This is a genomic window from Paenarthrobacter sp. NEAU-H11 (genome assembly GCF_050573415.1).
Classification (GTDB): domain Bacteria; phylum Actinomycetota; class Actinomycetes; order Actinomycetales; family Micrococcaceae; genus Arthrobacter.
Map to the genome: position 1 here is coordinate 518303 of NZ_JBNZGA010000001.1, position 24051 is coordinate 542353.

A 24051-nucleotide genomic window follows, 5' to 3' on the forward strand; every position below is an offset into this window, starting at 1 on the left:
TTCGCTTAGAAAAGTCCCAGGGGACTATTCGCCGCGGCTCTTCTGGATGATCTCGTCGGCAACAGCCTTCGGGACCTCGGCGTAGCTGTTGAACGTCATGGAGTACACAGCACGGCCCTGGGTCTTGGAGCGCAGGTCACCGATGTAGCCGAACATGCCGGACAGCGGGACGTGCGCACGGATGACCTTGACGCCCTGTGCATCTTCCATGGACTGCATCTGGCCACGGCGGGAGTTGAGGTCACCAATAACTTCACCCATGTATTCCTCAGGGGTGCGGACCTCGACATCCATCAGCGGTTCGAGCAGGACAGGGTTCGCCTTGCGTGCAGCTTCCTTGAAAGCCATACGGCCGGCGATCTTGAACGCCATTTCCGAGGAGTCGACATCGTGGTAGGCGCCGTCAATCAGCGTTGCCTTGATGCCAACAACCGGGTAGCCGGCCAGGACGCCGTCGTTCAGCGCATCCTGGATACCAGCGTCAACCGACGGGATGTACTCGCGGGGAACGCGGCCACCGGTGACCTTGTTCTCGAACTCGTACAGCTCGCCCTCGGCAGTGTCCAGCGGCTCGATCGCAATCTGGATCTTTGCGAACTGGCCCGAACCACCGGTCTGCTTCTTGTGCGTGTAGTCGTGACGCTCCACAGCACGCTTGATGGTTTCGCGGTAGGCGACCTGCGGCTTGCCCACGTTGGCTTCGACCTTGAACTCGCGGCGCATGCGGTCCACCAGGATGTCCAGGTGGAGCTCGCCCATGCCGGCGATGATGGTCTGGCCGGTGTCTTCGTTGAGGGACACCTGGAAGGTGGGGTCCTCAGCGGAGAGCTTCTGGATGGCCGTGGAGAGCTTCTCCTGGTCACCCTTGGTGTTCGGCTCGATGGCAACCGAGATCACGGGCTCCGGGAAGCTCATGGACTCGAGGACGATCTGGTTCGCGGAGTCACACAGGGTGTCGCCCGTGGTGGTGTCCTTCAGGCCAATGGCTGCGTAGATGTGGCCGGCGGTAGCGCCCTCAACGGGCATTTCCTTGTTGGCGTGCATCTGGAACAGCTTGCCGATGCGCTCTTTCTTGCCCTTGGTGGAGTTAACCACCTGCGCGCCTGCTTCCACGTGACCGGAGTACACGCGGATGAAGGTCAGCTGGCCGAAGAACGGGTGGGCCGCAATCTTGAACGCGAGAGCGGAGAACGGCTCTTCGGAGGAAGGCTTGCGGGTCAGTTCCTTCTCTTCGTCGCGAGGATCGTGGCCGATCATCGGGGGGACGTCGAGCGGGTTCGGCAGGTAGTCCACGACTGCATCGAGCATGGGCTGGACGCCACGGTTCTTGAATGCGGAACCGCAGAAGATCGGGTACAGCTCGGAGTTGATCGTCATCTTGCGGATGCCGGCCTTGAGCTCATCGATCGAGATCTCTTCGCCCTCGAGGTACTTCTCCATGAGTTCTTCGGAGGACTCGGCGACGGTCTCAACGAGGTTCGCGCGGTACTCGTCAGCCTTTGCCTGGAGGTCGGCCGGGATCTCGCGGATTTCGTACTTGGCACCCATGGTCACGTCGCCCTTGGCATCGCCGGGCCACACGAGGGCGCGCATGTAGAGCAGGTCCACAACGCCGATGAAGTCGTTCTCTGCACCGATCGGCAGCTGCATGACCAGCGGCTTGGCGCCGAGGCGGCTGATGATGGTGTCTACGGTGAAGTAGAAGTCGGCACCGAGCTTGTCCATCTTGTTGACGAAGCAGATGCGGGGAACGTTGTACTTGTCAGCCTGGCGCCAAACGGTCTCGGACTGGGGCTCAACGCCTTCCTTGCCATCGAAGACGGCAACGGCACCGTCGAGGACGCGCAGGGAGCGCTCAACCTCTACGGTGAAGTCAACGTGGCCGGGGGTGTCGATGATGTTGATCTGGTTGTTTTCCCAGAAGCAGGTCACGGCGGCAGACGTGATGGTGATGCCGCGTTCCTTTTCCTGTTCCATCCAGTCAGTGGTCGAAGCGCCGTCGTGCGTTTCGCCGATCTTGTGGTTCACACCCGTGTAGAACAGGATGCGCTCGGTGGTGGTGGTCTTGCCGGCATCAATGTGGGCCATGATGCCGATGTTGCGGACCTTACTAAGGTCGGTAAGCACGTCCTGTGCCACGGGGTCTCCTTTTGGGATTGACTACGCGTTCGCCGCCGGCTCGGTTGAGCCGGCGGCGCCCGGGAGTATTACCAGCGGTAGTGTGCGAAGGCCTTGTTGGACTCGGCCATCTTGTGGGTGTCTTCGCGACGCTTCACAGCGGCACCGAGACCGTTGGATGCATCCAGGATTTCGTTCTGGAGGCGCTCGGTCATCGTCTTTTCGCGGCGGGCCTTGGAGTAGCCAACCAGCCAACGCAGGGCGAGGGCGGTGGAGCGGCCCGGCTTGACCTCGACCGGAACCTGGTAGGTTGCGCCACCAACACGGCGGGAGCGGACCTCGAGGGAAGGCTTGACGTTGTCCATGGCCTTCTTGAGGGCTGCTACGGGGTCGCCGCCGGACTTGGCACGGGCGCCTTCGAGGGCACCGTAGACGATGCGCTCTGCAGTGGACTTCTTGCCGTCAACGAGCACCTTGTTGATGAGCTGGGTGACCAGCGGGGAGCCGTAAACGGGATCTAGTACGAGCGGCCGCTTGGGGGCCGGACCCTTGCGAGGCATATTACTTCTTCTCCATCTTTGCGCCGTAGCGGCTGCGTGCCTGCTTACGGTTCTTGACACCCTGGGTATCGAGGGCACCACGGACGATCTTGTAGCGGACACCCGGAAGGTCCTTCACACGACCACCGCGAACGAGCACAATGGAGTGCTCCTGCAGGTTGTGGCCAACACCGGGGATGTAGGCGGTAACTTCCACGCCGCCGTTGAGGCGCACACGTGCCACCTTACGCAGAGCCGAGTTCGGCTTCTTCGGGGTGGTGGTGTAGACGCGGGTGCAGACACCGCGGCGCATGGGGCTGCCCTTAAGCGCGGGAGCCTTGGTCTTTGAGACCTTAGGCGTGCGGCCCTTGCGGACCAGCTGGTTAATCGTAGGCACTCTCGTGTTCTCCGTTTTATCCGGAGTGGCCGCTTCCGGCCACTCTCCTTTGCGTTGCCCCGCCGCCCGGGCCTTGAAGAAGTTCTCCATGGCGGCGAAGGCGAAGCCTTAATAGTCGGATCGCATCCATAGGAACTGACTTACGTCTTCAATGGCCCCTAGGCATGCAAAAATGTGGCATACGTTGCACAAGAACCCTGCAAACCGGAAACGTCGCTCTGGTTCAGCCTTTCAGCTGGTACCGGCGCACTCATCCACTGCCACAATAACAATTGGTAACAAGTCTAGCATGGACGGCCCGTACCCCTTAATCAGGGCCATGGCGCCCCAACGGGAAGGCCCCGTCCCCACGGTGCGGGGACGGGGCTTTCCATCAATCAGCGGGACTGCCGCTTTAGCGGAAGTCGTTGCCCAGGTCGTAGTCATCCAGCGGGATGGCGTGGAACTCGGGAGCTCCATCCCCGCCCAGGGTGTCGTACGAGAAGTCACTGAAGGCGCTGGGGCCGGTGAACAGGTTGGCCTTTGCTTCCTCAGTGGGCTCCACGGTGACCTCGGTGTAGCGCGGGAGGCCCGTGCCGGCCGGGATCAGCTTACCGATGATGACGTTCTCCTTGAGGCCCAGCAGCGGATCGCTCTTTCCTTCCATGGCCGCCTGCGTCAGGACGCGGGTGGTCTCCTGGAAGGATGCTGCGGACAGCCAGGACTCGGTGGCCAGCGACGCCTTGGTGATGCCCATGAGCTCAGGACGTCCGGATGCCGGAGTCTTGCCCTCGGACACAACGCGGCGGTTGGCATCTTCGAAGCGGCTGCGCTCGGCGAGCTCGCCGGGCAGCAGGTCCGACTCGCCGGACTCGATGACCGTGACGCGGCGCAGCATCTGGCGGACGATAACCTCGACGTGCTTGTCGTGGATACCGATGCCCTGGCTGCGGTACACGCCCTGGACCTCGTCCACCAGGAACTTCTGTGCCGCACGCGGACCCATGATGCGCAGGACCTGCTTGGGATCCACCGGTCCGTTGATCAGCTTCTGGCCGACGGTGACGTGGTCGCCATCCTCGATCAGCAGGCGTGAACGGCGCAGGACCGGGTAGGCGATCTCTTCGGTTCCGTCATCGGGGGTGATGACCAGGCGCATCTGGCGCTCGGACTCTTCGATGGTGATGCGGCCGGCTGCTTCGGCAATCGGTGCAACACCCTTCGGAGTACGGGCTTCGAAGAGCTCCTGGATACGGGGCAAACCCTGGGTGATGTCGTCGCCGCCGCTGGCGGAGACTGCACCACCGGTGTGGAACGTACGCATGGTCAGCTGGGTACCGGGCTCACCGATGGACTGTGCGGCGATGATGCCCACGGCCTCGCCGATGTCCACGGTCTTGCCGGTTGCCAGTGAACGGCCGTAGCACAGGGCACAGGTTCCGACGCTGGACTCACAGGTGAGTACGGAGCGGACCTTGACCTCGGTGATGCCTGCCTTGAACAGCTCGTCGATGACCACGTCGCCGCAGTCGGTGCCGGCGGCCGCAAGGACCTTGCCCTCGGAATCCACGACGTCGACGGCGAGGGTACGTGCGTAGGCACTGTTCTCGACGTTCTCGTCCAGGACCAGCTCGCCGTTGGAATCGGCGACGGCGATGGGCGTGACCAGGCCACGCTCGGTGCCGCAGTCCTCTTCGCGGACGATGACGTCCTGGGACACGTCCACAAGGCGACGGGTCAGGTAACCCGAGTTTGCGGTACGCAGAGCGGTGTCAGCCAGGCCCTTACGGGCACCGTGCGTGGCGATGAAGTACTCCAGCACCGACAGGCCCTCGCGGTAGGAGGACTTGATGGGGCGCGGGATAATTTCACCCTTAGGGTTGGCCACCAGGCCACGGATACCCGCGATCTGGCGGACCTGCATCCAGTTACCACGTGCACCGGAGGACACCATGCGGTTGATGGTGTTCATCGGTGACAGGCTGTCGCGCATTGCCTGGGCGATCTCGTTGGTTGCCTTGTTCCAGATTTCGATCAGTTCCTGGCGACGCTCGTCGTCGTCAATCAGGCCCTTGTCGTACTGGCCCTGGATCTTGGCAGCGCGTTCCTCGTAACCGGCGAGGATCGCAGGTTTTGCGGCCGGAACCTCGATGTCCGAGATGGCGACGGTAACGCCCGAGCGGGTGGCCCAGTAGAAACCGGCATCCTTGAGGTTGTCCAGCGTTGCCGCGGTGACGACCTTCGGGTAACGCTCGGCGAGGTCGTTGACGATGCGGGACAGTTCGCCCTTGTCGGCAACAGCCTCGACCCACGGGTAGTCCTCGGGCAGCGTCTCGTTGAAGAGAACCTGGCCCAGGGAGGTCTGGACGAGTGCCGGCTGACCCGGCTCCCAGCCCTCCGGAGCTTCCCAGCCTGCGTACGGCACGAAGCCTTCGAGGCGGATCTTGACCTGCGAGTTAAGGTGCAGCTCGCGGGCGTCGAACGCCATGATGGCCTCTGCGACCGAGCCGAAGATGCGGCCTTCACCGGCCGAACCCTTCCGCTTGGTGGTCAGGTGGTAGAGGCCGATGATCATATCCTGCGACGGCAGGGTGACCGGGCGTCCATCAGAGGGCTTCAGGATGTTGTTCGAGGACAGCATCAGGATGCGGGCTTCAGCCTGGGCTTCGGGGCTCAGCGGCAGGTGGACTGCCATCTGGTCGCCGTCGAAGTCGGCGTTGAAGGCGCCACAAACCAGCGGGTGGAGCTGGATTGCCTTGCCTTCAACAAGCTGCGGCTCGAAGGCCTGGATGCCGAGGCGGTGCAGGGTAGGTGCACGGTTGAGCAGCACCGGGTGTTCGGTGATGATCTCTTCCAGCACGTCCCAGACCTGCGGGCGGTAACGCTCAACCATTCGCTTGGCCGACTTGATGTTCTGGGCGTGGTTGAGGTCAACCAGGCGCTTCATCACGAACGGCTTGAAGAGCTCCAGCGCCATCTGCTTGGGCAGGCCGCACTGGTGCAGCTTCAGCTGCGGGCCGACGACGATGACCGAACGGCCCGAGTAGTCGACGCGCTTGCCCAGGAGGTTCTGGCGGAAACGGCCCTGCTTGCCCTTGAGCATGTCGCTCAGGGACTTCAGCGGACGGTTGCCCGGTCCGGTGACCGGACGGCCGCGGCGGCCGTTATCGAAGAGGCTGTCAACAGCTTCCTGAAGCATGCGCTTCTCGTTGTTGACGATGATCTCCGGAGCACCCAGGTCAAGCAGGCGCTTGAGGCGGTTGTTGCGGTTGATCACGCGGCGGTACAGGTCGTTGAGGTCGGAGGTCGCGAAGCGGCCACCGTCCAGCTGGACCATGGGGCGCAATTCCGGCGGGATCACCGGAACGGCGTCGAGGACCATGCCAAGCGGGCTGTTGTTGGTGGTCAGGAACGCGTTGACCACCTTCAGGCGCTTCAGGGCGCGGGTCTTGCGCTGGCCCTTGCCGTTGGCGATGATGTCGCGCAGCAGGTCAGATTCAGCCTGCATGTCGAAGCTCTCAAGACGCTTCTTGATGGCTTCGGCACCCATGGAGCCTTCGAAGTACATGCCGTAGCGGTCGCGCAGCTCGCGGTACAGGCCTTCGTCACCCTCGAGGTCAGCGACCTTCAGGTTCTTGAAGCGGTCCCAGACCTGCTCGAGGCGCTCGATGTCGGCGTCGGCACGCTTGCGCACGTTGGCCATCTGGCGGTCGGCGGAGTCGCGGGCCTTCTTCTTGTCGGCAGCCTTCGCGCCTTCGCCTTCGAGGCGGGCGATTTCGCCTTCGAGGTCGCGGGCGATCGCCGCGATGTCGGAGTCGCGGTTGTCGATGAGCTGCTTCTTCTCGATGTCGTGCTCAACCTGCAGGTTGGGCAGTTCCTCGTGGCGGGCGGCTTCATCAACGCTGGTGATCATGTAGGCAGCGAAGTAGATGACCTTTTCGAGGTCCTTCGGCGCCAGGTCAAGGAGGTAGCCCAGGCGTGAGGGAACACCCTTGAAGTACCAGATGTGCGTGACCGGGGCGGCCAGCTCGATGTGGCCCATGCGTTCGCGGCGGACCTTTGCGCGGGTGACTTCAACGCCACACCGCTCACAGATGATGCCCTTGAAGCGCACGCGCTTGTACTTACCGCAGTAGCATTCCCAGTCCCGGGAGGGGCCGAAGATCTTCTCGCAGAAGAGGCCGTCCTTCTCGGGCTTGAGCGTGCGGTAGTTGATGGTTTCCGGCTTCTTAACCTCGCCGTAAGACCAGCCGCGGATGTCTTCCGCGGTGGCGAGGCCGATCTGCATGAGGCCGAAGGAGGATTCGCTGGACATATGGTCCCTGTTCTCTCTTGTTCTCTAAATTCTGAAGTCTTGGGTTACGGAAAGAGGGAGGTGAGGTACCGGAAAAGGCAGCGCGGGTGGCGCGCTGCTTTCCCGGTACGCCCGCCTGCTAAACCTCTTCTACGGAACTGGGCTCTGCACGGGACAGATCGATACCCAGTTCCTCCGCAGCCGTGAAGACTGCGTCATCAGAGTCACGCATTTCAATTGTGGTTCCGTCCGTGGAGAGGACTTCCACGTTCAGGCACAGCGACTGCATTTCCTTGATCAAGACCTTGAAGGACTCGGGAACACCCGGCTCGGGGATGTTCTCGCCCTTGACGATGGCTTCGTAGACCTTCACGCGACCATGGATGTCGTCAGACTTGATCGTGAGAAGCTCCTGGAGCGTGTAGGCGGCGCCGTAAGCTTCGAGCGCCCACACTTCCATTTCACCGAAGCGCTGGCCACCGAACTGTGCCTTACCACCCAGCGGCTGCTGCGTGATCATGGAGTACGGGCCGGTGGAGCGCGCGTGGATCTTGTCGTCCACCAGGTGGTGGAGCTTCAGGATGTACATGTAGCCGACCGAGATCGGATCCGGGAACGGCTCGCCGGAGCGGCCGTCGAACAGGCGGGTCTTGCCGGAGGAGTTGATCAGGCGTTCGCCGTCACGCGTCACGTTGGTGGAGTCCAGCAGGCCCGTGATTTCCTCTTCGCGGGCGCCGTCGAACACCGGCGTTGCAACAGTGGTCTGGCCACTCTCGCGCGGCAGGTTCGGCAGCTGCTTGACCCACTCGGGCTCGCCTTCGATCTTCCAACCGGTCTTGGCAACCCAGCCGAGGTGCGTTTCGAGCACCTGGCCGACGTTCATACGGCCCGGAACACCCAGCGGGTTCAGGACGATATCAACGGGGGTGCCGTCGGCAAGGAAGGGCATGTCCTCAACGGGGAGGATCTTGGAGATGACACCCTTGTTGCCGTGGCGGCCGGCGAGCTTGTCGCCGTCGGTGATCTTGCGCTTGGCAGCGACATAGACGCGGACCAGCTGGTTCACGCCCGGGGGCAGCTCGTCGTCGTTGTCGCGGTCGAAGACGCGAACGCCGATGACGGTGCCGGACTCGCCGTGGGGAACCTTCAGGGAGGTGTCGCGGACTTCGCGCGACTTCTCACCAAAGATGGCGCGCAGCAGGCGTTCTTCCGGGGTCAGTTCGGTTTCACCCTTCGGGGTGACCTTTCCGACCAGGATGTCCCCTGCTTCAACCTCGGCACCGATGTGGATGATGCCGCGCTCGTCCAGGCCCGCCAGGACTTCCTCGGACACGTTGGGGATGTCACGGGTGATTTCCTCGGCACCAAGCTTGGTGTCGCGGGCATCGATCTCGTGCTCCTCGATGTGGATGGAGGAAAGGACGTCCTCGGCAACAATGCGCTGCGAGAGGATGATGGCGTCCTCGAAGTTGTGGCCTTCCCATGACATGAATGCCACGAGCAGGTTCTTGCCGAGGGCGAGCTCGCCCTGGTCCGTTGCCGGGCCGTCGGCGATGATGCCGCCAACTTCCAGGCGCTGGCCTTCGTTCACCAGGACACGGTGGTTGTAGCAGTTGCCTTGGTTGGAGCGGGCGAACTTGTTGATGCGGTAGTTGGTCTCGGTGCCGTCGTCGTTGAGCATGATGACGAGCTCGGCGGAAACCTCGGTGACCACGCCGGCCTTCTTCGCGATGACAACGTCACCGGCGTCGACGGCTGCGGCGCGCTCCATGCCGGTGCCCACGAAGGGGGCCTCGGAACGGACCAGCGGCACGGCCTGGCGCTGCATGTTGGCACCCATGAGTGCACGGTTGGCATCGTCATGCTCGAGGAACGGGATCAGGGCGGTAGCCACGGACACCATCTGGCGCGGGGAAACGTCCATGAACTCGACGTCGGCGGCGGGAACGAGGACAGGCTCGCCTCCACCACCGCGGGCACGGACCAGGACGGTGTCTTCGGCGAACTTCTTGTTCTCGTCCAGCGGCGCGTTGGCCTGGGCGATCAGCACCTCGGCCTCGTCGTCGGCGGTCAGGTACTGGACGTCGTCGGAAACGACGCCGTCCTTGACCAGGCGGTACGGGGTCTCGATGAAGCCGAACGGGTTGATGCGTCCGTAGGAAGCCAGCGAACCGATCAGGCCAATGTTCGGGCCTTCAGGAGTTTCGATGGGGCACATACGTCCGTAGTGGGACGGGTGCACGTCACGGACTTCCATGCCGGCACGGTCACGGGACAGACCGCCCGGGCCAAGCGCGGACAGGCGGCGCTTGTGGGTCAGGCCCGAGAGCGGGTTGTTCTGGTCCATGAACTGCGAGAGCTGGGAGGTTCCGAAGAACTCCTTGATCGCGGCGACCACGGGGCGGATGTTGATCAGGGTCTGCGGCGTGATGGCCTCGACGTCCTGGGTGGTCATACGCTCGCGGACCACGCGCTCCATGCGGGACAGGCCGGTGCGGACCTGGTTCTCGATGAGCTCGCCGACGGCGCGGATGCGGCGGTTGCCGAAGTGGTCGATGTCGTCGATTTCGACGCGCAGGTCCACTTCCTGGCCGTCACGGGTGCCCTTGATGGTCTTCTCGCCGGCGTGCAGCGCGACGAGGAACTTGATCATGGCAACGATGTCTTCAACGTGCAGGACCGAAGCTTCCTTGTCGCCAAGGGAGCGGTCGATGCCAAGCTTGCGGTTGATCTTGTAGCGGCCAACCTTGGCCAGATCGTAGCGCTTGGAGTTGAAGTACAGGTTGTCCAGCAGGGACTGGGCAGCCTCGACGGTGGGCGGCTCGCCCGGTCGCAGCTTCCGGTAGATGTCCAGCAACGCGTCTTCGCGGGTTTCGGTGGCGTCCTTCTCCAGGGTTGCCCGCATGGAGTCGTACTGGCCGAACTCTTCGAGGATCTGGCCTTCGGTCCAGCCGAGGGCCTTCAGCAGGACCGTGACGGACTGCTTGCGCTTGCGGTCGAGGCGGACGCCGACCTGGTCGCGCTTGTCGATTTCGAGCTCGAACCAGGCGCCGCGGGACGGGATGATCTTCGCGGTGAAGATGTCCTTGTCGCTGGTCTTGTCGGCGGCGCGCTCGAAGTAGGCGCCCGGGGAACGGACCAGCTGGGAGACGACGACACGCTCGGTGCCGTTGACGACGAAGGTGCCCTTCTCGGTCATCAGCGGGAAGTCACCCATGAACACGGTCTGCTGCTTGATTTCGCCCGTGTTGTTGTTCATGAACTCGGCCTTGACGTACAGCGGAGCCGAGTACGTAGCGTCCCGGTCCTTGCACTCGGCCATGGTGTACTTGGGGTCAGCGAACTCCGGATCGGAGAAGCTCAGGGACATGGTGCCCTGGAAGTCCTCGATCGGGGAGATCTCTTCGAAGATGTCCGACAGGCCGGACGTGGTGGCGACGCTGAGATCGTTTTCTTCGACAGCCTTTGCTACGCGTGCCTGCCAGCGCTCATTTCCGACAAGCCAGTCGAAGCTGTCCGTTTGGAGGGCAAGCAGATTCGGAACGTCAAGAGGTTCGTGAATCTTTGCGAATGAGAGCCGGCGAGTGGCACCATCAGTGCTGTCGGCGGTGTTAGCGGTTTCGTTATTAGAGGTGCTCGAGGCGACCAAGAGGGATCCTTCCACAGACCTTCAGGCGTTTTCAGATCTCCCCCGCTGTGCACCCTGCGGAATGCTCCGCAGTGCTACCAATCCGGTTCCGCTATATGACCCGGGGCCGGTGCTGACCATGCTGTGACGTTGTTGACGGCACGTTGATTGTCAGCTGCCAGGCAAAGCCCACCGCTATATGAAGGCTGAAGGTAAACAGGGAAGACGCAAATATCTACGATACGGCAAAATAACCTACATGTCTACCCCACATCCGGCGGGATTGCAAGCACCGGATTTCCGCCCGGCTCCCTGGCGCCGTTGAAGAGGCTTCCTGAACAGGCTCCCCAAGGCGCCGCCCGCGTTCCGGAATGCAACTTGCTTTGCGGAATGCACCTGGCGGGACAGGCGTTTGAATAGTTAGGTGACCAGGGTCACGGTACCCTTGGTGGCCTACACCGAAAACGGACCGGAAGAGATAACCATGGGCAACTCTCCTGACAACACTGACGTTGTCATACTCGCAGCAGCGCGCACACCGCAGGGCCGGCTCAACGGGCAGCTTGCAAGCTTCACCGCGGTGGAGCTCGGCGCCCGCGCCATCAAGGCTGCCCTGGAAGCCAGTGGCGTGGACGCCGCTGACGTGGACGCTGTCATCATGGGACAGGTGCTGCAGGCGGGCGCCGGCCAAAACCCCGCCCGGCAAAGCTCCATCGGCGCCGGCATCGGCTGGGACGTCCCTGCCGTGACCGTCAACAAGGTGTGCCTGTCCGGGCTCACCGCGGTGATTGACGCCGCCCGCCTGATCCGGGCCGGGGAGGCGGACGTTGTGGTGGCCGGCGGCCAGGAATCCATGACCCGGGCCCCGCACCTGCTGCCCGGTTCCAGGCAGGGGTGGACGTACGGCTCGATCCAGGCATTGGACGCCGCCGCCCACGATGGCCTGACCGACGCCTTCGACGGCCAGTCCATGGGCCTCTCCACCGAGACCCGCAACCTGGCACTGGGGATAGACCGGACCTCCCAGGACAACGTCGCTGCGCAGTCCCACCAGCGTGCCGCGCTGGCTGCCAAGAATGGAACGTTCGACGACGAGATCGTCCGGGTCAGCGTGAAGCAGCGCAAGGGGGACCCCATCGTGGTGTCCACTGACGAGGGGGTTCGGCCCAACACGTCTGTGGATTCCCTTGCCGGCCTGCGCGCCGCCTTTGTCACGGACGGGACCATCACCGCCGGCAACTCCTCTCCCCTGTCCGACGGGGCCGCCGCCCTGGTGCTGGCCTCCCGCGGCTATGCGGAGAAACACGGCCTTGAGTACCTCGCTGTGGTTGGGAAGCCCGGGCAGGTGGCAGGACCGGACAACTCACTACATTCCCAGCCCTCCAACGCCATCCGGAACGCGCTGGCACGGGCGGGATGGACCACTGCTGACCTCGACTTCATCGAAATCAACGAAGCCTTCGGATCGGTGGCGGTGCAGTCGCTCAAGGACCTGGACTACCCGCTTGAGAAGTGCAATATCCACGGCGGGGCCATTGCGCTGGGCCACCCCATCGGGGCCTCCGGCGCGCGCCTGGCCGTGCATGCCGCACATGAACTCAAGCGCCGCGGAACAGGCAAGGCGGCGGTGTCCCTGTGCGGCGGCGGCGGGCAGGGCGAAGCGCTCCTGCTGTACCGCGACTGATGGCGGACGAAGTTGTGAAGGACGCGGACGGCGTCGGACATGGACGCTTCCTGGCCGACGCCGCCGCCCGCGGCCTGCAGGTGGACATCGTCCAAAGGCCCGCCGCCAAAAGCCTCGAGGAAGCGGCGGCGATCCTGGGAATCACGCCGGCGGACATCGTGAAGTCGCTGGTGGTCAAGCACAAGGACGGCTCGTTCCTGTTTGCGCTGATTCCCGGCGACCGGCAGATCTCGTGGCCGAAGCTGCGGACCCTGGTGGGCGTCAACAAGCTGTCGCTGCCGCCCGCGGACGCGGCCCTGGATGCAACCGGCTATGAACGCGGCACCATCACTCCGCTGGGCAGCACCAAGAGCTGGCCGGTCTATGCGGACTCCACCGTTACCGGTCGCAGGATCTCGATGGGCGCAGGCGCCCACGGCTACAGCGCTTTCGTGGATGCGGACGCCCTGACCGCAGCACTGGGTGCCGTCGTCGCGGACATCAGCGACCCGGCCTGACCGCGGCTGGGAACGCAAAAGCCCCGCCCACATGACGTGGACGGGGCTTTTCGCGGAAAAGGCGTTGTTACTTGAGGGTAACGGTGGCGCCTGCAGCCTCGAGCTGCTCCTTGGCCTTCTCGGCAGCTTCCTTGGTAGCACCTTCGAGGACAGCCTTGGGAGCGCTGTCAACCAGGTCCTTTGCTTCCTTGAGGCCCAGGGAAGTGATGGCGCGAACTTCCTTGATCACTGCGATCTTCTTGTCGCCGGCTGCTTCGAGGACGACGTCGAAGTCGGTCTTTTCTTCAACCTCTTCAGCAGCTGCGCCACCGGCGGGGCCGGCAACTGCAACAGCAGCAGCGGTAACTTCGAAGGTCTCTTCGAAGAGCTTGACGAACTCGGAGAGCTCGATGATGGTCAGTTCCTTGAAAGCTTCAATGAGCTCTTCGTTGCTGAGCTTCGCCATGGTAGGCGTCCTTCCTGTTGTGGTGTTCAGCGGCGCGGGGCCGGGCATCACACCGGAGTCTGGTGGGGTGAAGAGACTTAGTTCTCTTCAGCTGCGGGAGCGTCAGCCGGGGCTTCAGCTTCTGCGGCAGGTGCTTCTTCAGCGTCAGGCGCCTCGGCAGCTGCCGGTGCACCGTTCTCTTCTTCAAGCTTGAGGCGCAGTGCGTCAATGATGCGTGCAGCGGCGGCGGCAGGGGCCTTGAGGACGCCTGCAACCTTGGCGAGCTGCAGCTCACGGGACTCGAGTGCTGCCAGTGCGGCAACCTCGCTGGCGTTCAGAGCCTTGCCCTCGAAGTAGCCGGTCTTGATGACAAGCTGCTTGTTGGTCTTGGCAAAATCCGTCAGGCTCTTGGCAGCGGCAACTGCGTCACCCTTGATGAACGCGATTGCAGTGGGGCCGGAGAGCTGGTCGTTGAATGCTTCAACGCCGGCTTCCTTGGCTGCAATGGCGGTCAGGGTGTTCTTGACGACCGCGAACTTGGTGTCCTGGCCGAGAGAAACACGCAGCTGCTTGAGCTGTGCAACGGTGAGCCCGCGGTATTCGGTCAGGACAGCGGCGTTCGATTCCTTGAAATCGTTAGTGATCTCAGCTACTGCTGAAACCTTGGTAGGCGTTGCCATAACCCTCCTTCCGGGGATAGTGCCGGTATTCGACGGTCCCCGCTCAAGGTGAGCTAAAACTAAAAACGCCCCGCGCAGATGCACGGGGCTTGGCTCAACACGGATATCCCATGGAGCTGTTGCTTCGTTCACCTGCGCCGGCCGCCCTACGTTGAGGGTCCTTCGTCTAGAAACCCACTGCGTCTCCCGCGCACAACTGCAGAGTTGAGCCATGTTCGAGAGAGTGGATTTCCAACAACCGACGGTCTTTGGTCCTTCAAGTCTACGGGAGAGCCATCACTGCGCCAAATCGCGCCCTCAGCTGGTGCTTGTGCCCAGCTGCGGGAGTTCTTTCTGCCAGATGCCCGTGACCCCGGCCGTCTGGAATCCCAGCTGCTTGTTGACCGTCAGGAGGTACCGGTTTTCGGGCGCATTCCAGGTGTAGATGATCCGGGCATCCGGAAACTGTTCGGTGAGCCGTTCCATGTTTGCCACCTTGATCAGCAGGCCGAGTTTGTTTCCGCGGTGTTCCTGCAGCACCAGTGTGTCGTCCTGGAAGACAACGTCGGCGCGGTGCGCCAGGACGGTGATGGTGGTCAGGCCCACAAGGGCACCTGTGGCGAGGTGCTCGACGGCGGTGACCACCGTCCGCCGCCCCTGCGCGATGGCGACGTCTTCCGCTTCCCGGAGGATGCCGCCGTCGAACACCATGTCCTGCTCAACGGGCGCTTCCAAGGAGGGATCGACGTCGGCCCCCGCCTGGTTCTCAAGGACGGCGACAGCTTCGAGCCACTGGTCCGGGCACCGGTCCGTCCAGTGGTGCAGCCGGTAGCGGCCGTTGTTGGCCTCCTCCGCTTCGGCCTGCAGGTCCGCAACCAGCTTCGAATCCAGGGGCAGCGCGCAGGAACTGAACTGTTCAATGTGTTGGAGCGTGTACCCGGTCTTCTGCGCGAACTCTACTTCACGGCTCTCCAGCGGCACGAAGCCCTGGCCGGAGCCGGGGACCAGCTGGGCCTTTTCGAACTCGTGAAGGGACGCACCCGGATGGTTGGTGTCCACCAGGATCATGGTGCGGCCTTCCGCCCGGGCCAGCTGTTCGGCGGCCTGGAGCAGCCGCCTGCCCACGCCCTGGCGCTGGAACTCCGGCAGGATGTCCAGCGTGAACTCCGCGAGGTCCAGGTTGTCGGTGAGGGGCAGGGCGATGTCCACGGTGCCCACGATTTCGCCGTCCACTTTGGCCACCAGGATGAGCTGCCGCTCATAGGGGTCTTCAAATTCCAGGAGCTTTTCCAGCGGCTCGTAGGCGAGGTCGTCGCTCCCCCAGGTCTGCATCCGGACCTTCCGGCCCACCTCGACCGCGGCAAGGAAGTCTGCGGCGTCCGGGGAGTCGAGTGAGTCCGGGATCCAGAGCTGTTCGATCTTCACGTCTTTTGCCATTGGCGTCTTCATCCCAGCCGTTTCTGCCACTCACCTTCATAGCCGGCGGGCCTGAATCCAAGGGCATTATTTATGGCCAGCATATGTCGGTTTTCAATGGCATTCCACGTCAACACTGACCGCACGGACGGCCACCGGCCCTGGGCGCGCCGAAGGTTTGCCAGTTTCACCAGGAGCCCGAGGCGGTGGCCGCGGTGGCCTCCGGCAACGAGCGTGTCCTGCTGGGCGATCGTGTCAGGAACCCCGGGCCGCCAGTTCAGGACGGTGTAGGCAACCAGTTCGCCCGTACTTAGGTGGAGGGCCGCCGTCACTGCCGACTGGACTCCGCCGCGGAACAGCGTCCGCTCTTCGTCGCGTACGCGGGCGGCATCCCAGTCTTCGCCTTCCCAGTCCATGCCGGCGATGGGAACGTCCTCGGTCATCGTGGCCTTAAGCCGGGCGTAGGCGTCCACCAGGGCCTCCGGGCAGTGATCGTCCCAGCCGGTAAGTCCGTAGCCTGCGGCCCGGGAAGAGGCCTCGGCCTCCAACTGGTCCAGCAGTTCCGGGGCCACCGGCAGCCCGAGGCGGCTGGAGCGCTCCACCTGCTCCAACTCGTAACCGGAGGCGAGGGCAAAGGCTACGGCGGGGGCGGTGAGCGGCAGGCCGCCCGCACCGGATTTGGCGGGCAGCAGCACAGCTCCGTCCGCATTCGCCAGCGGGACCTCGTGATAGGCGTCCAGGGACATCCTGCCCCGCTCCCGGGCTACGGTTTCAGCGTGTTGCCGGAGGATGCGTCCCAATCCCCGGCGCCGGTGGGCCGGGGAGATGAGGACGTCGATTCCGGCGGTGTGCGTGTTCTCGCGGAGCGGGAGCGTCACAGAGCAGAAGCCCACCGGTTCCCGGCCCAGCCTGGCAAGGTAAAGCTGCCGCTCCTCGTACTCATTGCCCCGCCAGAACTCCACGGCTTCCGCCAGCGTGGGGCAGCGGTCCAGGTTGCCCCAAAGCTCCAGTTCGTGGGCCACGCGCATGTCATGGCACACCGTGAAGTCGGCAGTTGCGTCCCCGGCGCTTGCCACCGCTCCGCTGCCGGGTGCCAGGAGGACGTCCACGGCGGAAATCGTGAGGGCATCGGGCGTCCCCGCGACGCCATCCAACTCCGGTCCGGCCATTTCTACAGCTTAGGCAAACTGACACCCGTCCGGGACAGGAAGCTTAAAACACAACCGCCCGGCAGGTGCCGGGCGGTTGTGTTTGCTGCGGACGGGTCCGCAGCGGAAGTTCAAGTGAGGATTTAGGCCTCGGTCAGAACCTTGGTGACGTTCGGGTCAACGGAGATGCCGGGACCGAACGTGGTGGCAACGGTGGCCTTCTGGATGTAGCGGCCCTTGGAAGCGGACGGCTTCAGGCGAAGCACCTCTTCCAGTGCTGCTGCGTAGTTCTCGGCCAGCTTGATGGCGTCGAAGGACACCTTGCCGATGATGAAGTGCAGGTTGGAGTGCTTGTCGACGCGGAAGTCGATCTTTCCACCCTTGATGTCGTTGACGGCCTTGGTGACGTCAGGGGTCACGGTGCCCGTCTTGGGGTTCGGCATCAGGTTACGCGGACCCAGGACCTTACCGAGGCGGCCAACCTTGCCCATGAGGTCGGGGGTGGCGACGGCGGCGTCGAAGTCGGTCCAGCCGCCGGCGATCTTTTCGATCAGGTCATCGGAACCAACGAAGTCGGCGCCGGCAGCGATTGCTGCTTCAGCCTTGTCACCCGTGGCGAAAACCAGGACGCGGGCGGTCTTGCCGGTGCCGTGGGGCAGGTTGACCGTGCCGCGGACCATCTGGTCAGCCTTACGGGGGTCGACGCCGAGGCGGAATGCAACCTCAACGGTGGCGTCGAACTTGGACGGGTTGGTGTCCTTGGCGAGCGTTACTGCCTCGAACGGCGCGTAGAACTTCTCCGCGTCGATCTTGGCGGCTGCTGCCTCATATGCTTTGCTGCGCTTTGCCATGCTGCTTGTTTCTCCTTGTGCAGTTGTGGTCTGCGGACCGCGCTGGGCCCTGCCACAGTTGGTGAGCGGACTCGTTATCCGTGCCCGGTTCCCAACATTTCTATGTAGGTGGTGCCGGTTGTCCCGGCGGTGCCGCCCGTCGTCGTGATCGGTTTCCCGAGCCCGACGCCAAGGCGACGGAAGCGACTAGCCTTCGACGGTGATACCCATGGAGCGGGCGGTGCCGGCGATGATCTTCGCTGCGCCTTCGAGGCTGGTGGCGTTGAGGTCTTCCATCTTGGTGGAAGCAATCTCGTTGACCTGGGCCTGGGTCAGCTTGGCAACCTTGACGGTGTGCGGGGTAGCTGAACCCTTGGCGACGCCTGCAGCCTTCTTGATGAGCTCTGCAGCCGGCGGGGTCTTGGTGATGAACGTGAAGGAACGGTCCTCGTAGACCGTGATTTCCACGGGGATGACGTTTCCGCGCTGGGCTTCCGTCGCAGCGTTGTACGCCTTGCAGAATTCCATGATGTTGACACCGTGCTGGCCAAGCGCAGGACCGATCGGCGGAGCCGGGTTAGCGGCACCTGCCTGGATCTGCAGCTTGATGAGGCCGGTGACCTTCTTCTTGGGAGCCAATGTAGGGTCCTTCTCTCAATAACGTCCTGGGGCACAGGAGCGTGCCTCAGGTTTTTGGCCGCCATGGCGAGGCGGCCGGCCGTTCCGGTGCTGCTAAGCGGGCAGCGCCGGGACGAATTCTTTGGATAATCAGATCTTGGTGACCTGGTTGAACGCCAGGGTGACCGGCGTTTCGCGCTCGAAGATGGAAACCAGCACCACGAGGGTCTGGGATTCGACCTTGATCTCGGAGATCGTGGCGGGAAGGGTCTCGAAGGGGCCTTCCTTGACGATGACCGACTCGCCGACCTCGAAGTCGACGTCCACCGGAGCCTGGTTCTGCTTGTTGACCGGCTTGCCCTTCTCGGCCTGCTCTTCCTCGAAGACGGGGGCAAGCATGGAGAAGACCTCATCGAGGCGCAGCGGCACCGGGTTGTGGGCGTTGCCCACGAAGCCGGTCACGCCGGGGGTGTGCCGGACGGCGCCCCAGGAGGCGTCGGTCAGGTCCATGCGGACCAGCACATAGCCCGGGATGCGGACGCGGTTGATCACCTTGCGCTGAGCGTTCTTGATCTCAACGACTTCTTCCATCGGCACCTGGATCTCGAAGATGTAATCTTCCATGTCCAGGGTCTGGATGCGGGTTTCCAGGTTGGCCTTCACGCGGTTTTCGTAACCTGCGTAGGAGTGGATGACGTACCAGTCACCTTCCTGGCGGCGCAGCTTGGCCTTGAACTCTTCTGCGGGGTCTACCTCGGCCTTGGCGGCGGCAGCGGCGAGGGCGTCGGTGGACTGTTCCTCGGAGCCGGCCTCGTCATCAGCCTTTGCGTCGAAGTCATCGGAATCGGCGTCGTCGGATTCGGGCGCGGAGGACTCAACCTCAGACTCGTCACCGGCTTCTGCCGTGATGTCCGCGGACTCTTCCAGCTCAGTCTCGGTTACCTCGAGCTCCTGCTCAGACACTTGGTCTCCTGCTTCCTCATTGCCTAACATGCCTATTTAAATGGCTCAATTCCGCACACCGGTGTTTCCCTCCGGATTCCCGGACGGAACACACAGCCTGCGGACGGTACAGCCTTAGCTGTCCGTGGGGCCTTTACCGCCGAAGAGCCAGCCGACGGCGGATCCGAAGCCAATGTCCAGCAGGCTGACGATGACCATCATGATGCCCACGAACACCAGCACCACGAGTGTGTAATTAATCAGTTCCTTGCGGGTTGGTGCAACAACCTTCTTCAGTTCGCCGATGATCTGGCGGACAAAAAGTGCAATACGAGCGAAGAAGTTTGCCTTGGCGTCCTTCTTAGCTGGGCGGCCCTTGGAGCTGCTGGCAGCTGTTTCGGTCACCTGGTCCTCGCTCATCTTTGCAATGTTGGATTACCCGGTCCTGATCAGAACCATGGTTGCTGCGCTTGCCCCGGATTTTCGCCCGGGGCAGCTTGCGCAGGGCAGACAGGACTCGAACCTGCAACCTGCGGTTTTGGAGACCGCTGCGCTACCAATTGCGCCACTACCCTATGGATTGAATTCCACTCTCCGATGACGAATCGCCAGCTGTACTGGGGCGCACGTCATCATCCGTGTTTCAACACCGGTGAACCAGTCTACGCAACAACTTCGCGTTCGTCGAACCGGCCCGTTTCCGGCCCCCGACTGCTGCCCTGGCTGACATTGACCGGAACAGTCACAAATCAAAACGGGCAACCCGGAGGGTCCGCTGAACAGCATAGAGTAGAACTCGTCGAATCCCACATTCCAGCCGCCAGGCTGCAAGCGAAGAACGGACCTGCCATGTCTGCCGCCCGCGTTTCCCAGCGCATTTCCGCCATTGCCGAATCCGCAACCCTTGCCGTTGATGCCAAGGCGAAGGCGCTGAAGGCTGCAGGCCGGCCGGTCATTGGATTCGGTGCGGGTGAACCCGACTTTCCCACTCCGGACTACATCGTCCAGGCCGCCATCGAAGCGGCAAGCCAGCCGAAGTACCACCGCTACTCCCCCGCCGGCGGGCTGCCCGAACTGAAGAAGGCCATCGCCGAGAAGACCCTGCGCGACTCCGGCTACGCCGTGGACCCTTCCCAGGTTTTGGTGACCAACGGCGGCAAGCAGGCGGTCTACAACACTTTCGCCACCCTGGTGGATCCCGGCGACGAGGTCATTGTTCCCACTCCGTTCTGGACCACCTATCCGGAGGCCATCCGGCTCGCAGGCGGCGTGCCGGTGGAGGTCTTCGCCGGCCCGGAGCAGGACTACCTCGTCACCGTTGAACAGCTTGAGGCAGCTGTCACGGACAAAACGAAGATCCTGCTGTTCGTCTCGCCCTCCAACCCCACCGGCTCGGTGTACTCGCCGGAGCAGGTGGCCGAGATCGGCAAGTGGGCGGCGGCCAAGGGCCTCTGGGTGGTCACCGACGAGATCTACGAGCACCTGACCTACGACGGCGTTCCCTTCACCTCGATCGCGACCGCCGCCCCTGAGCTGGGCGACAAGGTCGTCATCCTCAACGGCGTCGCGAAGACCTACGCCATGACCGGCTGGCGCGTGGGCTGGATGATCGGCCCGGCCGATGTCATCAAGGCAGCCACCAACCTCCAGTCGCACGCAACGTCCAATGTCTCCAACATCATGCAGATCGCTGCCCTGGCTGCCGTTTCCGGCCCGCTGACCGCCGTCGACGAGATGAAGGTGGCGTTCGACCGCCGCCGCAAGGCCATCGTTGCTGGCCTGAACGCCATCGACGGGGTGGAATGCCCGACGCCGAAAGGTGCCTTCTACGTCTACGCGGACGTCCGCGCGCTGCTGGGGAAGGAATTCCCGACGGCGTCCGGCACGGCCACGCCGCAGACGTCCGCTGAGCTGGCCGCGCTGATCCTGGACGAGGTCGAGGTGGCAGTGGTTCCGGGTGAGGCCTTCGGCCCCTCCGGCTACCTGCGCCTTTCGTACGCACTGGGCGACGAAGACCTCGCCACCGGCGTCCAGCGCCTGCAGGACTTCCTGGGCAAGGCCCAATAGGCACCCTCTCTCACTTAATGCGGGAAAACCCGGAACGCTCTATCACCCTGAACTGCTCCCCGGAAGTTGGACTGGCCAAATAGGATCCTAAGCTGCGAGGGCCTGGGCACGGTATTGGACCGGGCTCAGGCCCTTGAGCTTTGTTGAGATTCTTTTGGTGTTGTACCAGTGGATGTATTCCTCGACGGCGGTTGCCAGGGCGTCGGTGTTGAGGAACCGGACGCGGTGGAAGAATTCTGACTTGAGGTGGCCGAAGAAGTTCTCCATGACCGCGTTGTCGTAGCAATTTCCCTTGCGGGACATTGATTGGACCGCGCCGGCGCCCGCGATCAGGGTGCGCCAGGAGGCGTGGCGGTATTGGAAGCCTTGGTCCGAGTGCACCAGCGGTTGCTGACCAGGCTGCAGGCAGGTCAGGGCCTCACGCAGGGAATCGTTGGTGAGCGCAAGGTTCGGGGATGAGCCCAGCGAGTAGGAAATGATCTGCCGGTCGAAGAGGTCCATGACCGGTGAGAGGTAGAGCTTCCGGTCCCCGACGCTGAATTCCGTCACATCAGTTACCCACTTCTGGTTCGGTGCATCAGCGTCGAACTCGCGGTTCAGCACGTTGGGCGCGACCGCGCCCTGTTCGCCTTGGTAGGAGTTGTAGCGCTTCCGGCGCCGGACCTTGCAGACCAGCCCGAGTTCCTGCATCAGCTTCAGCACAGTCTTCTTCGCGACCGTCCACCCTTGTTTGACCAGCTCGCTGTGGATGCGGCGGTGCCCGTACCGGCCATGGTTCGTTTCGAAGATCTCCGTGACCGCGGCTTTGAGTTTCTCTGTCGGGTCCGGCGCCTGCAGCCGGGGCTGGTGATAGAAGAACGTGGACCTGGCCAGCCCGGCGATGTCCAGCAGGACACCAAGCGGATAGTCAGCCTTGAGGGAAACGACGGCTTGAACCTTTACCGTCGTCCCTGTTCCCTCAAGGCCCGCAGTTTTCCCAGGTACGCCACCTCAGCGCGCAGCCGTTCGTTCTCCCGCCGCAACCGCTCAAGCTCGGGCAAATCCGCAGGCGGCGGGGAATCGGGTTTCCGCGGCCGGCCTTTGGGCTTCGGCCGCAACCCGTCCTCGCCTTCGAGCCGGTACGCCCAGACCCACTTTTGCAGCAGCTCACGGGAGGCCAGACCTGCCTCGACTGCCAGATCCGGGCCGGACTCGCCCGCGAGGAAGCGCTCGACCAGGGCACGTTTGAACTCAAACGAGTACGACCTCACCGCCCTGCCCACCAGCACTCCTTGCCCATGAATCCTCCACCGCCCATACAGTGCCCTGACCGGCACACGAGACGCATCCAGCACCCGGGCCGCCGACCCATACCCGACACCCTTCTCAAACAACGCTACAGCCGCCTCGCGCTGCGCCTCAGACAATGAACTACCTGCATGCATAAAAGGGACTGTCCGATAAACGGTGTGTGGAGTCCGGCCGGTTTTCATTGTTGAGTGGTTCTTTCGAACCGGCCAGCGAAGGTAATAGCGAACGCGTTTAGCGCAGGCTTCCACCTCATCACCCAGCGTGCACGGCCACCGCCGGTTGGATCAAGAGATCTGGTGACCAGGTATAGGCATTTCAGGGCAGCGGTCTCGTTCGGAAAGTGCCCGCGGGCCCTCACCGCCCTTCGGTAGCGTGCGTTGATCGACTCGATCGCGTTCGTCGTGCAGATGACCCGTCGGATCTCCACGTCGTACTCCAGGAAGGGCACGAATTCGGCCCAGGAGGATTCCCAGAGCCGTACGATGGCCGGATACCGCTGGCCCCACTCGGCAGTGAATTCGGCGAACCGGTCCTTCGCCGCCTGCTCGGACGGGGCCGTGTAGACCGGCTTGAGCGCCTTGACGATGCCGTCGCGGTGCTGGCGTCCGGCGTAGCGGAAGCTGTTGCGGATCAGGTGCACGATGCACTGCTGCACCACCGTCCGCTCCCACGTGGTCGTGATCGCCTCCGGCAGGCCTTTGAGCCCGTCGCAGACGGCGATCAGCACATCTTCCACGCCCCGGTTCTTCAGCTCCGAGAAGACCTGCAGCCAGAACCGGGCACCCTCGCCACCGTCGCCGGCCCAGATGCCCAGGATCTCCCGCTCCCCATTGGTGGTGACGCCCATAACGACGTAGAACGGGGTGTTGCGCACCTGCCCGTCACGGACCTTGACCACGACCGCATCAACGAACAGCACCGGATAGATCGGATCCAAAGGCCGGGCCGACCATTCGGCCAGCTCCGAGGCGACTTTCTCCGTGATGCGGCTGATGGTGTCTTTAGAGACTCTGGCCCCGTAGACCTCCTCGAAGTGGGCGGCGATTTCCCCGGTCGTCAGCCCTCGGGCAGAGAGGGAGAGCACGATCTGGTCGATCCCGTCCAGACGCCGTTTCCGCTTGGGCACGATCACCGGCGCGAACGAGCCGTCCCGATCCCGGGGCACCTCAATCTCGACCGGACCGATCTCGGTCAACACGGTCTTTGACCTGGTGCCGTTGCGCATGTTGGCTGCGATCGGTGTCTGGCCGTGCTCGTGGCCGAGGTGCTCTGTCAGCTCGGCTTCCAGAGCGGTCTCCAGCACATTCCTCGTGAGCTGGTTCAGCAGCCCGCCCGGGCCTACCAGGCTCACGCCCTGCTCCTTGGCCTGCGCGAGCAACCGCTCCGCAAGCTCCTTCTGATCGATGATCTCTCCCGTCACAGGATCGATCATCACCCCTGCCATCTCGGACGTGGACTCTGACACGGCCGTCTCCTTTCGGATCAGGCCGGACTCCACACACCGTTATTCAGACAGTCCCG

The 24051-nt window shown here is 63.2% G+C and carries 19 protein-coding genes and 1 tRNA gene; 3 read left to right on the forward strand and 17 right to left on the reverse strand.

Features of this window, described 5'->3' with window-relative positions; genetic code table 11:
- Positions 1-24: 24 nt before the first annotated feature.
- From fusA to rpoB, 5 genes are all read right to left on the reverse strand, one after another.
- The gene (gene fusA / locus ACQ3DC_RS02440; protein WP_321214080.1) at positions 25-2139 is read right to left on the reverse strand and encodes an elongation factor G; all 2115 of its coding nucleotides are present in this window, start codon (positions 2137-2139) and stop codon (positions 25-27) included.
- 68 nt (positions 2140-2207) lie between these two features.
- Positions 2208-2678 carry a 30S ribosomal protein S7 gene (gene rpsG / locus ACQ3DC_RS02445; protein WP_026531948.1) on the reverse strand — a complete coding sequence of 157 codons (471 nt, stop codon included), beginning with the start codon at positions 2676-2678 and terminating at the stop codon, positions 2208-2210.
- A 1-nt stretch (position 2679) separates the two neighbouring features.
- Positions 2680-3054: a 30S ribosomal protein S12 gene (gene rpsL, locus ACQ3DC_RS02450; RefSeq protein ID WP_009358312.1), complete on the reverse strand. Its 375-nt coding sequence runs from the start codon at positions 3052-3054 to the stop codon at positions 2680-2682.
- A gap of 394 nt (positions 3055-3448) precedes the next feature.
- Positions 3449-7348: a DNA-directed RNA polymerase subunit beta' gene (locus ACQ3DC_RS02455; protein ID WP_157241603.1), complete on the reverse strand. Its 3900-nt coding sequence runs from the start codon at positions 7346-7348 to the stop codon at positions 3449-3451.
- A gap of 118 nt (positions 7349-7466) precedes the next feature.
- On the reverse strand, positions 7467-10976 hold the full coding sequence (gene rpoB / locus ACQ3DC_RS02460) for a DNA-directed RNA polymerase subunit beta (protein WP_157241602.1): 3510 nt from the start codon (positions 10974-10976) through the stop codon (positions 7467-7469).
- 463 nt (positions 10977-11439) lie between these two features.
- On the opposite strand from rpoB, the gene ACQ3DC_RS02465 reads away from it, so the two are divergent.
- Complete coding sequence (locus ACQ3DC_RS02465) at positions 11440-12639, forward strand: acetyl-CoA C-acetyltransferase (RefSeq protein ID WP_430751447.1); 1200 nt, start codon at positions 11440-11442, stop codon at positions 12637-12639.
- Positions 12639-13136, forward strand: a complete 498-nt coding sequence (locus ACQ3DC_RS02470) for an aminoacyl-tRNA deacylase (RefSeq protein ID WP_430751437.1) — start codon at positions 12639-12641, stop codon at positions 13134-13136. Before ACQ3DC_RS02465 ends, ACQ3DC_RS02470 begins: the two co-directional genes overlap by 1 nt.
- A 67-nt stretch (positions 13137-13203) precedes the next feature.
- Here ACQ3DC_RS02470 and rplL read toward each other — a convergent pair whose 3' ends face one another.
- The 9 genes from rplL to ACQ3DC_RS02515 form a co-directional block, all read right to left on the reverse strand.
- Positions 13204-13581 (reverse strand): 50S ribosomal protein L7/L12, encoded by a 378-nt coding sequence (gene rplL, locus ACQ3DC_RS02475; RefSeq protein WP_013601842.1) that lies wholly within the window; start codon positions 13579-13581, stop codon positions 13204-13206.
- Positions 13582-13658: 77 nt separating this feature from the next.
- A complete protein-coding gene (gene rplJ / locus ACQ3DC_RS02480) occupies positions 13659-14240 on the reverse strand; it encodes a 50S ribosomal protein L10 (protein WP_430751438.1) in 582 nt (193 codons plus the stop codon).
- A 297-nt stretch (positions 14241-14537) separates the two neighbouring features.
- Entirely contained in the window at positions 14538-15656 is a 1119-nt protein-coding gene (locus tag ACQ3DC_RS02485; protein ID WP_157241600.1) for a GNAT family N-acetyltransferase, read from the reverse strand.
- An 8-nt stretch (positions 15657-15664) separates the two neighbouring features.
- Positions 15665-16804: a GNAT family N-acetyltransferase gene (locus tag ACQ3DC_RS02490; protein WP_430751439.1), complete on the reverse strand. Its 1140-nt coding sequence runs from the start codon at positions 16802-16804 to the stop codon at positions 15665-15667.
- A gap of 122 nt (positions 16805-16926) precedes the next feature.
- Positions 16927-17634 (reverse strand): 50S ribosomal protein L1, encoded by a 708-nt coding sequence (rplA, locus tag ACQ3DC_RS02495; protein ID WP_157241598.1) that lies wholly within the window; start codon positions 17632-17634, stop codon positions 16927-16929.
- Between the two features lie 186 nt (positions 17635-17820).
- Positions 17821-18252, reverse strand: coding sequence for a 50S ribosomal protein L11 (gene rplK / locus ACQ3DC_RS02500; protein ID WP_003803853.1), 432 nt, complete (start codon positions 18250-18252; stop codon positions 17821-17823).
- Between the two features lie 129 nt (positions 18253-18381).
- Complete coding sequence (nusG, locus tag ACQ3DC_RS02505) at positions 18382-19194, reverse strand: transcription termination/antitermination protein NusG (RefSeq protein WP_321214082.1); 813 nt, start codon at positions 19192-19194, stop codon at positions 18382-18384.
- Positions 19195-19308: 114 nt separating this feature from the next.
- Positions 19309-19593, reverse strand: a complete 285-nt coding sequence (gene secE, locus ACQ3DC_RS02510) for a preprotein translocase subunit SecE (protein WP_104998647.1) — start codon at positions 19591-19593, stop codon at positions 19309-19311.
- Positions 19594-19675: 82 nt separating this feature from the next.
- A tRNA-Trp gene (locus ACQ3DC_RS02515) sits at positions 19676-19748 on the reverse strand.
- A 274-nt stretch (positions 19749-20022) separates the two neighbouring features.
- Between ACQ3DC_RS02515 and ACQ3DC_RS02520 the strand changes: the two genes are divergently transcribed.
- Positions 20023-21240: a pyridoxal phosphate-dependent aminotransferase gene (locus ACQ3DC_RS02520; RefSeq protein ID WP_321214083.1), complete on the forward strand. Its 1218-nt coding sequence runs from the start codon at positions 20023-20025 to the stop codon at positions 21238-21240.
- 87 nt (positions 21241-21327) lie between these two features.
- On the opposite strand, the gene ACQ3DC_RS02525 is transcribed toward ACQ3DC_RS02520, so the two are convergent.
- The 3 genes from ACQ3DC_RS02525 to ACQ3DC_RS02535 all read right to left on the reverse strand — a co-directional run bounded on the left by ACQ3DC_RS02525 (position 21328) and on the right by ACQ3DC_RS02535 (position 23962).
- On the reverse strand, positions 21328-22131 hold the full coding sequence (locus ACQ3DC_RS02525; protein WP_370460774.1) for an IS3 family transposase: 804 nt from the start codon (positions 22129-22131) through the stop codon (positions 21328-21330).
- A gap of 47 nt (positions 22132-22178) precedes the next feature.
- Entirely contained in the window at positions 22179-22502 is a 324-nt protein-coding gene (locus ACQ3DC_RS02530; protein ID WP_430751440.1) for a helix-turn-helix domain-containing protein, read from the reverse strand.
- 206 nt (positions 22503-22708) lie between these two features.
- The gene (locus tag ACQ3DC_RS02535; protein ID WP_259460236.1) at positions 22709-23962 is read right to left on the reverse strand and encodes an IS256 family transposase; all 1254 of its coding nucleotides are present in this window, start codon (positions 23960-23962) and stop codon (positions 22709-22711) included.
- Positions 23963-24051 lie beyond the last annotated feature (89 nt).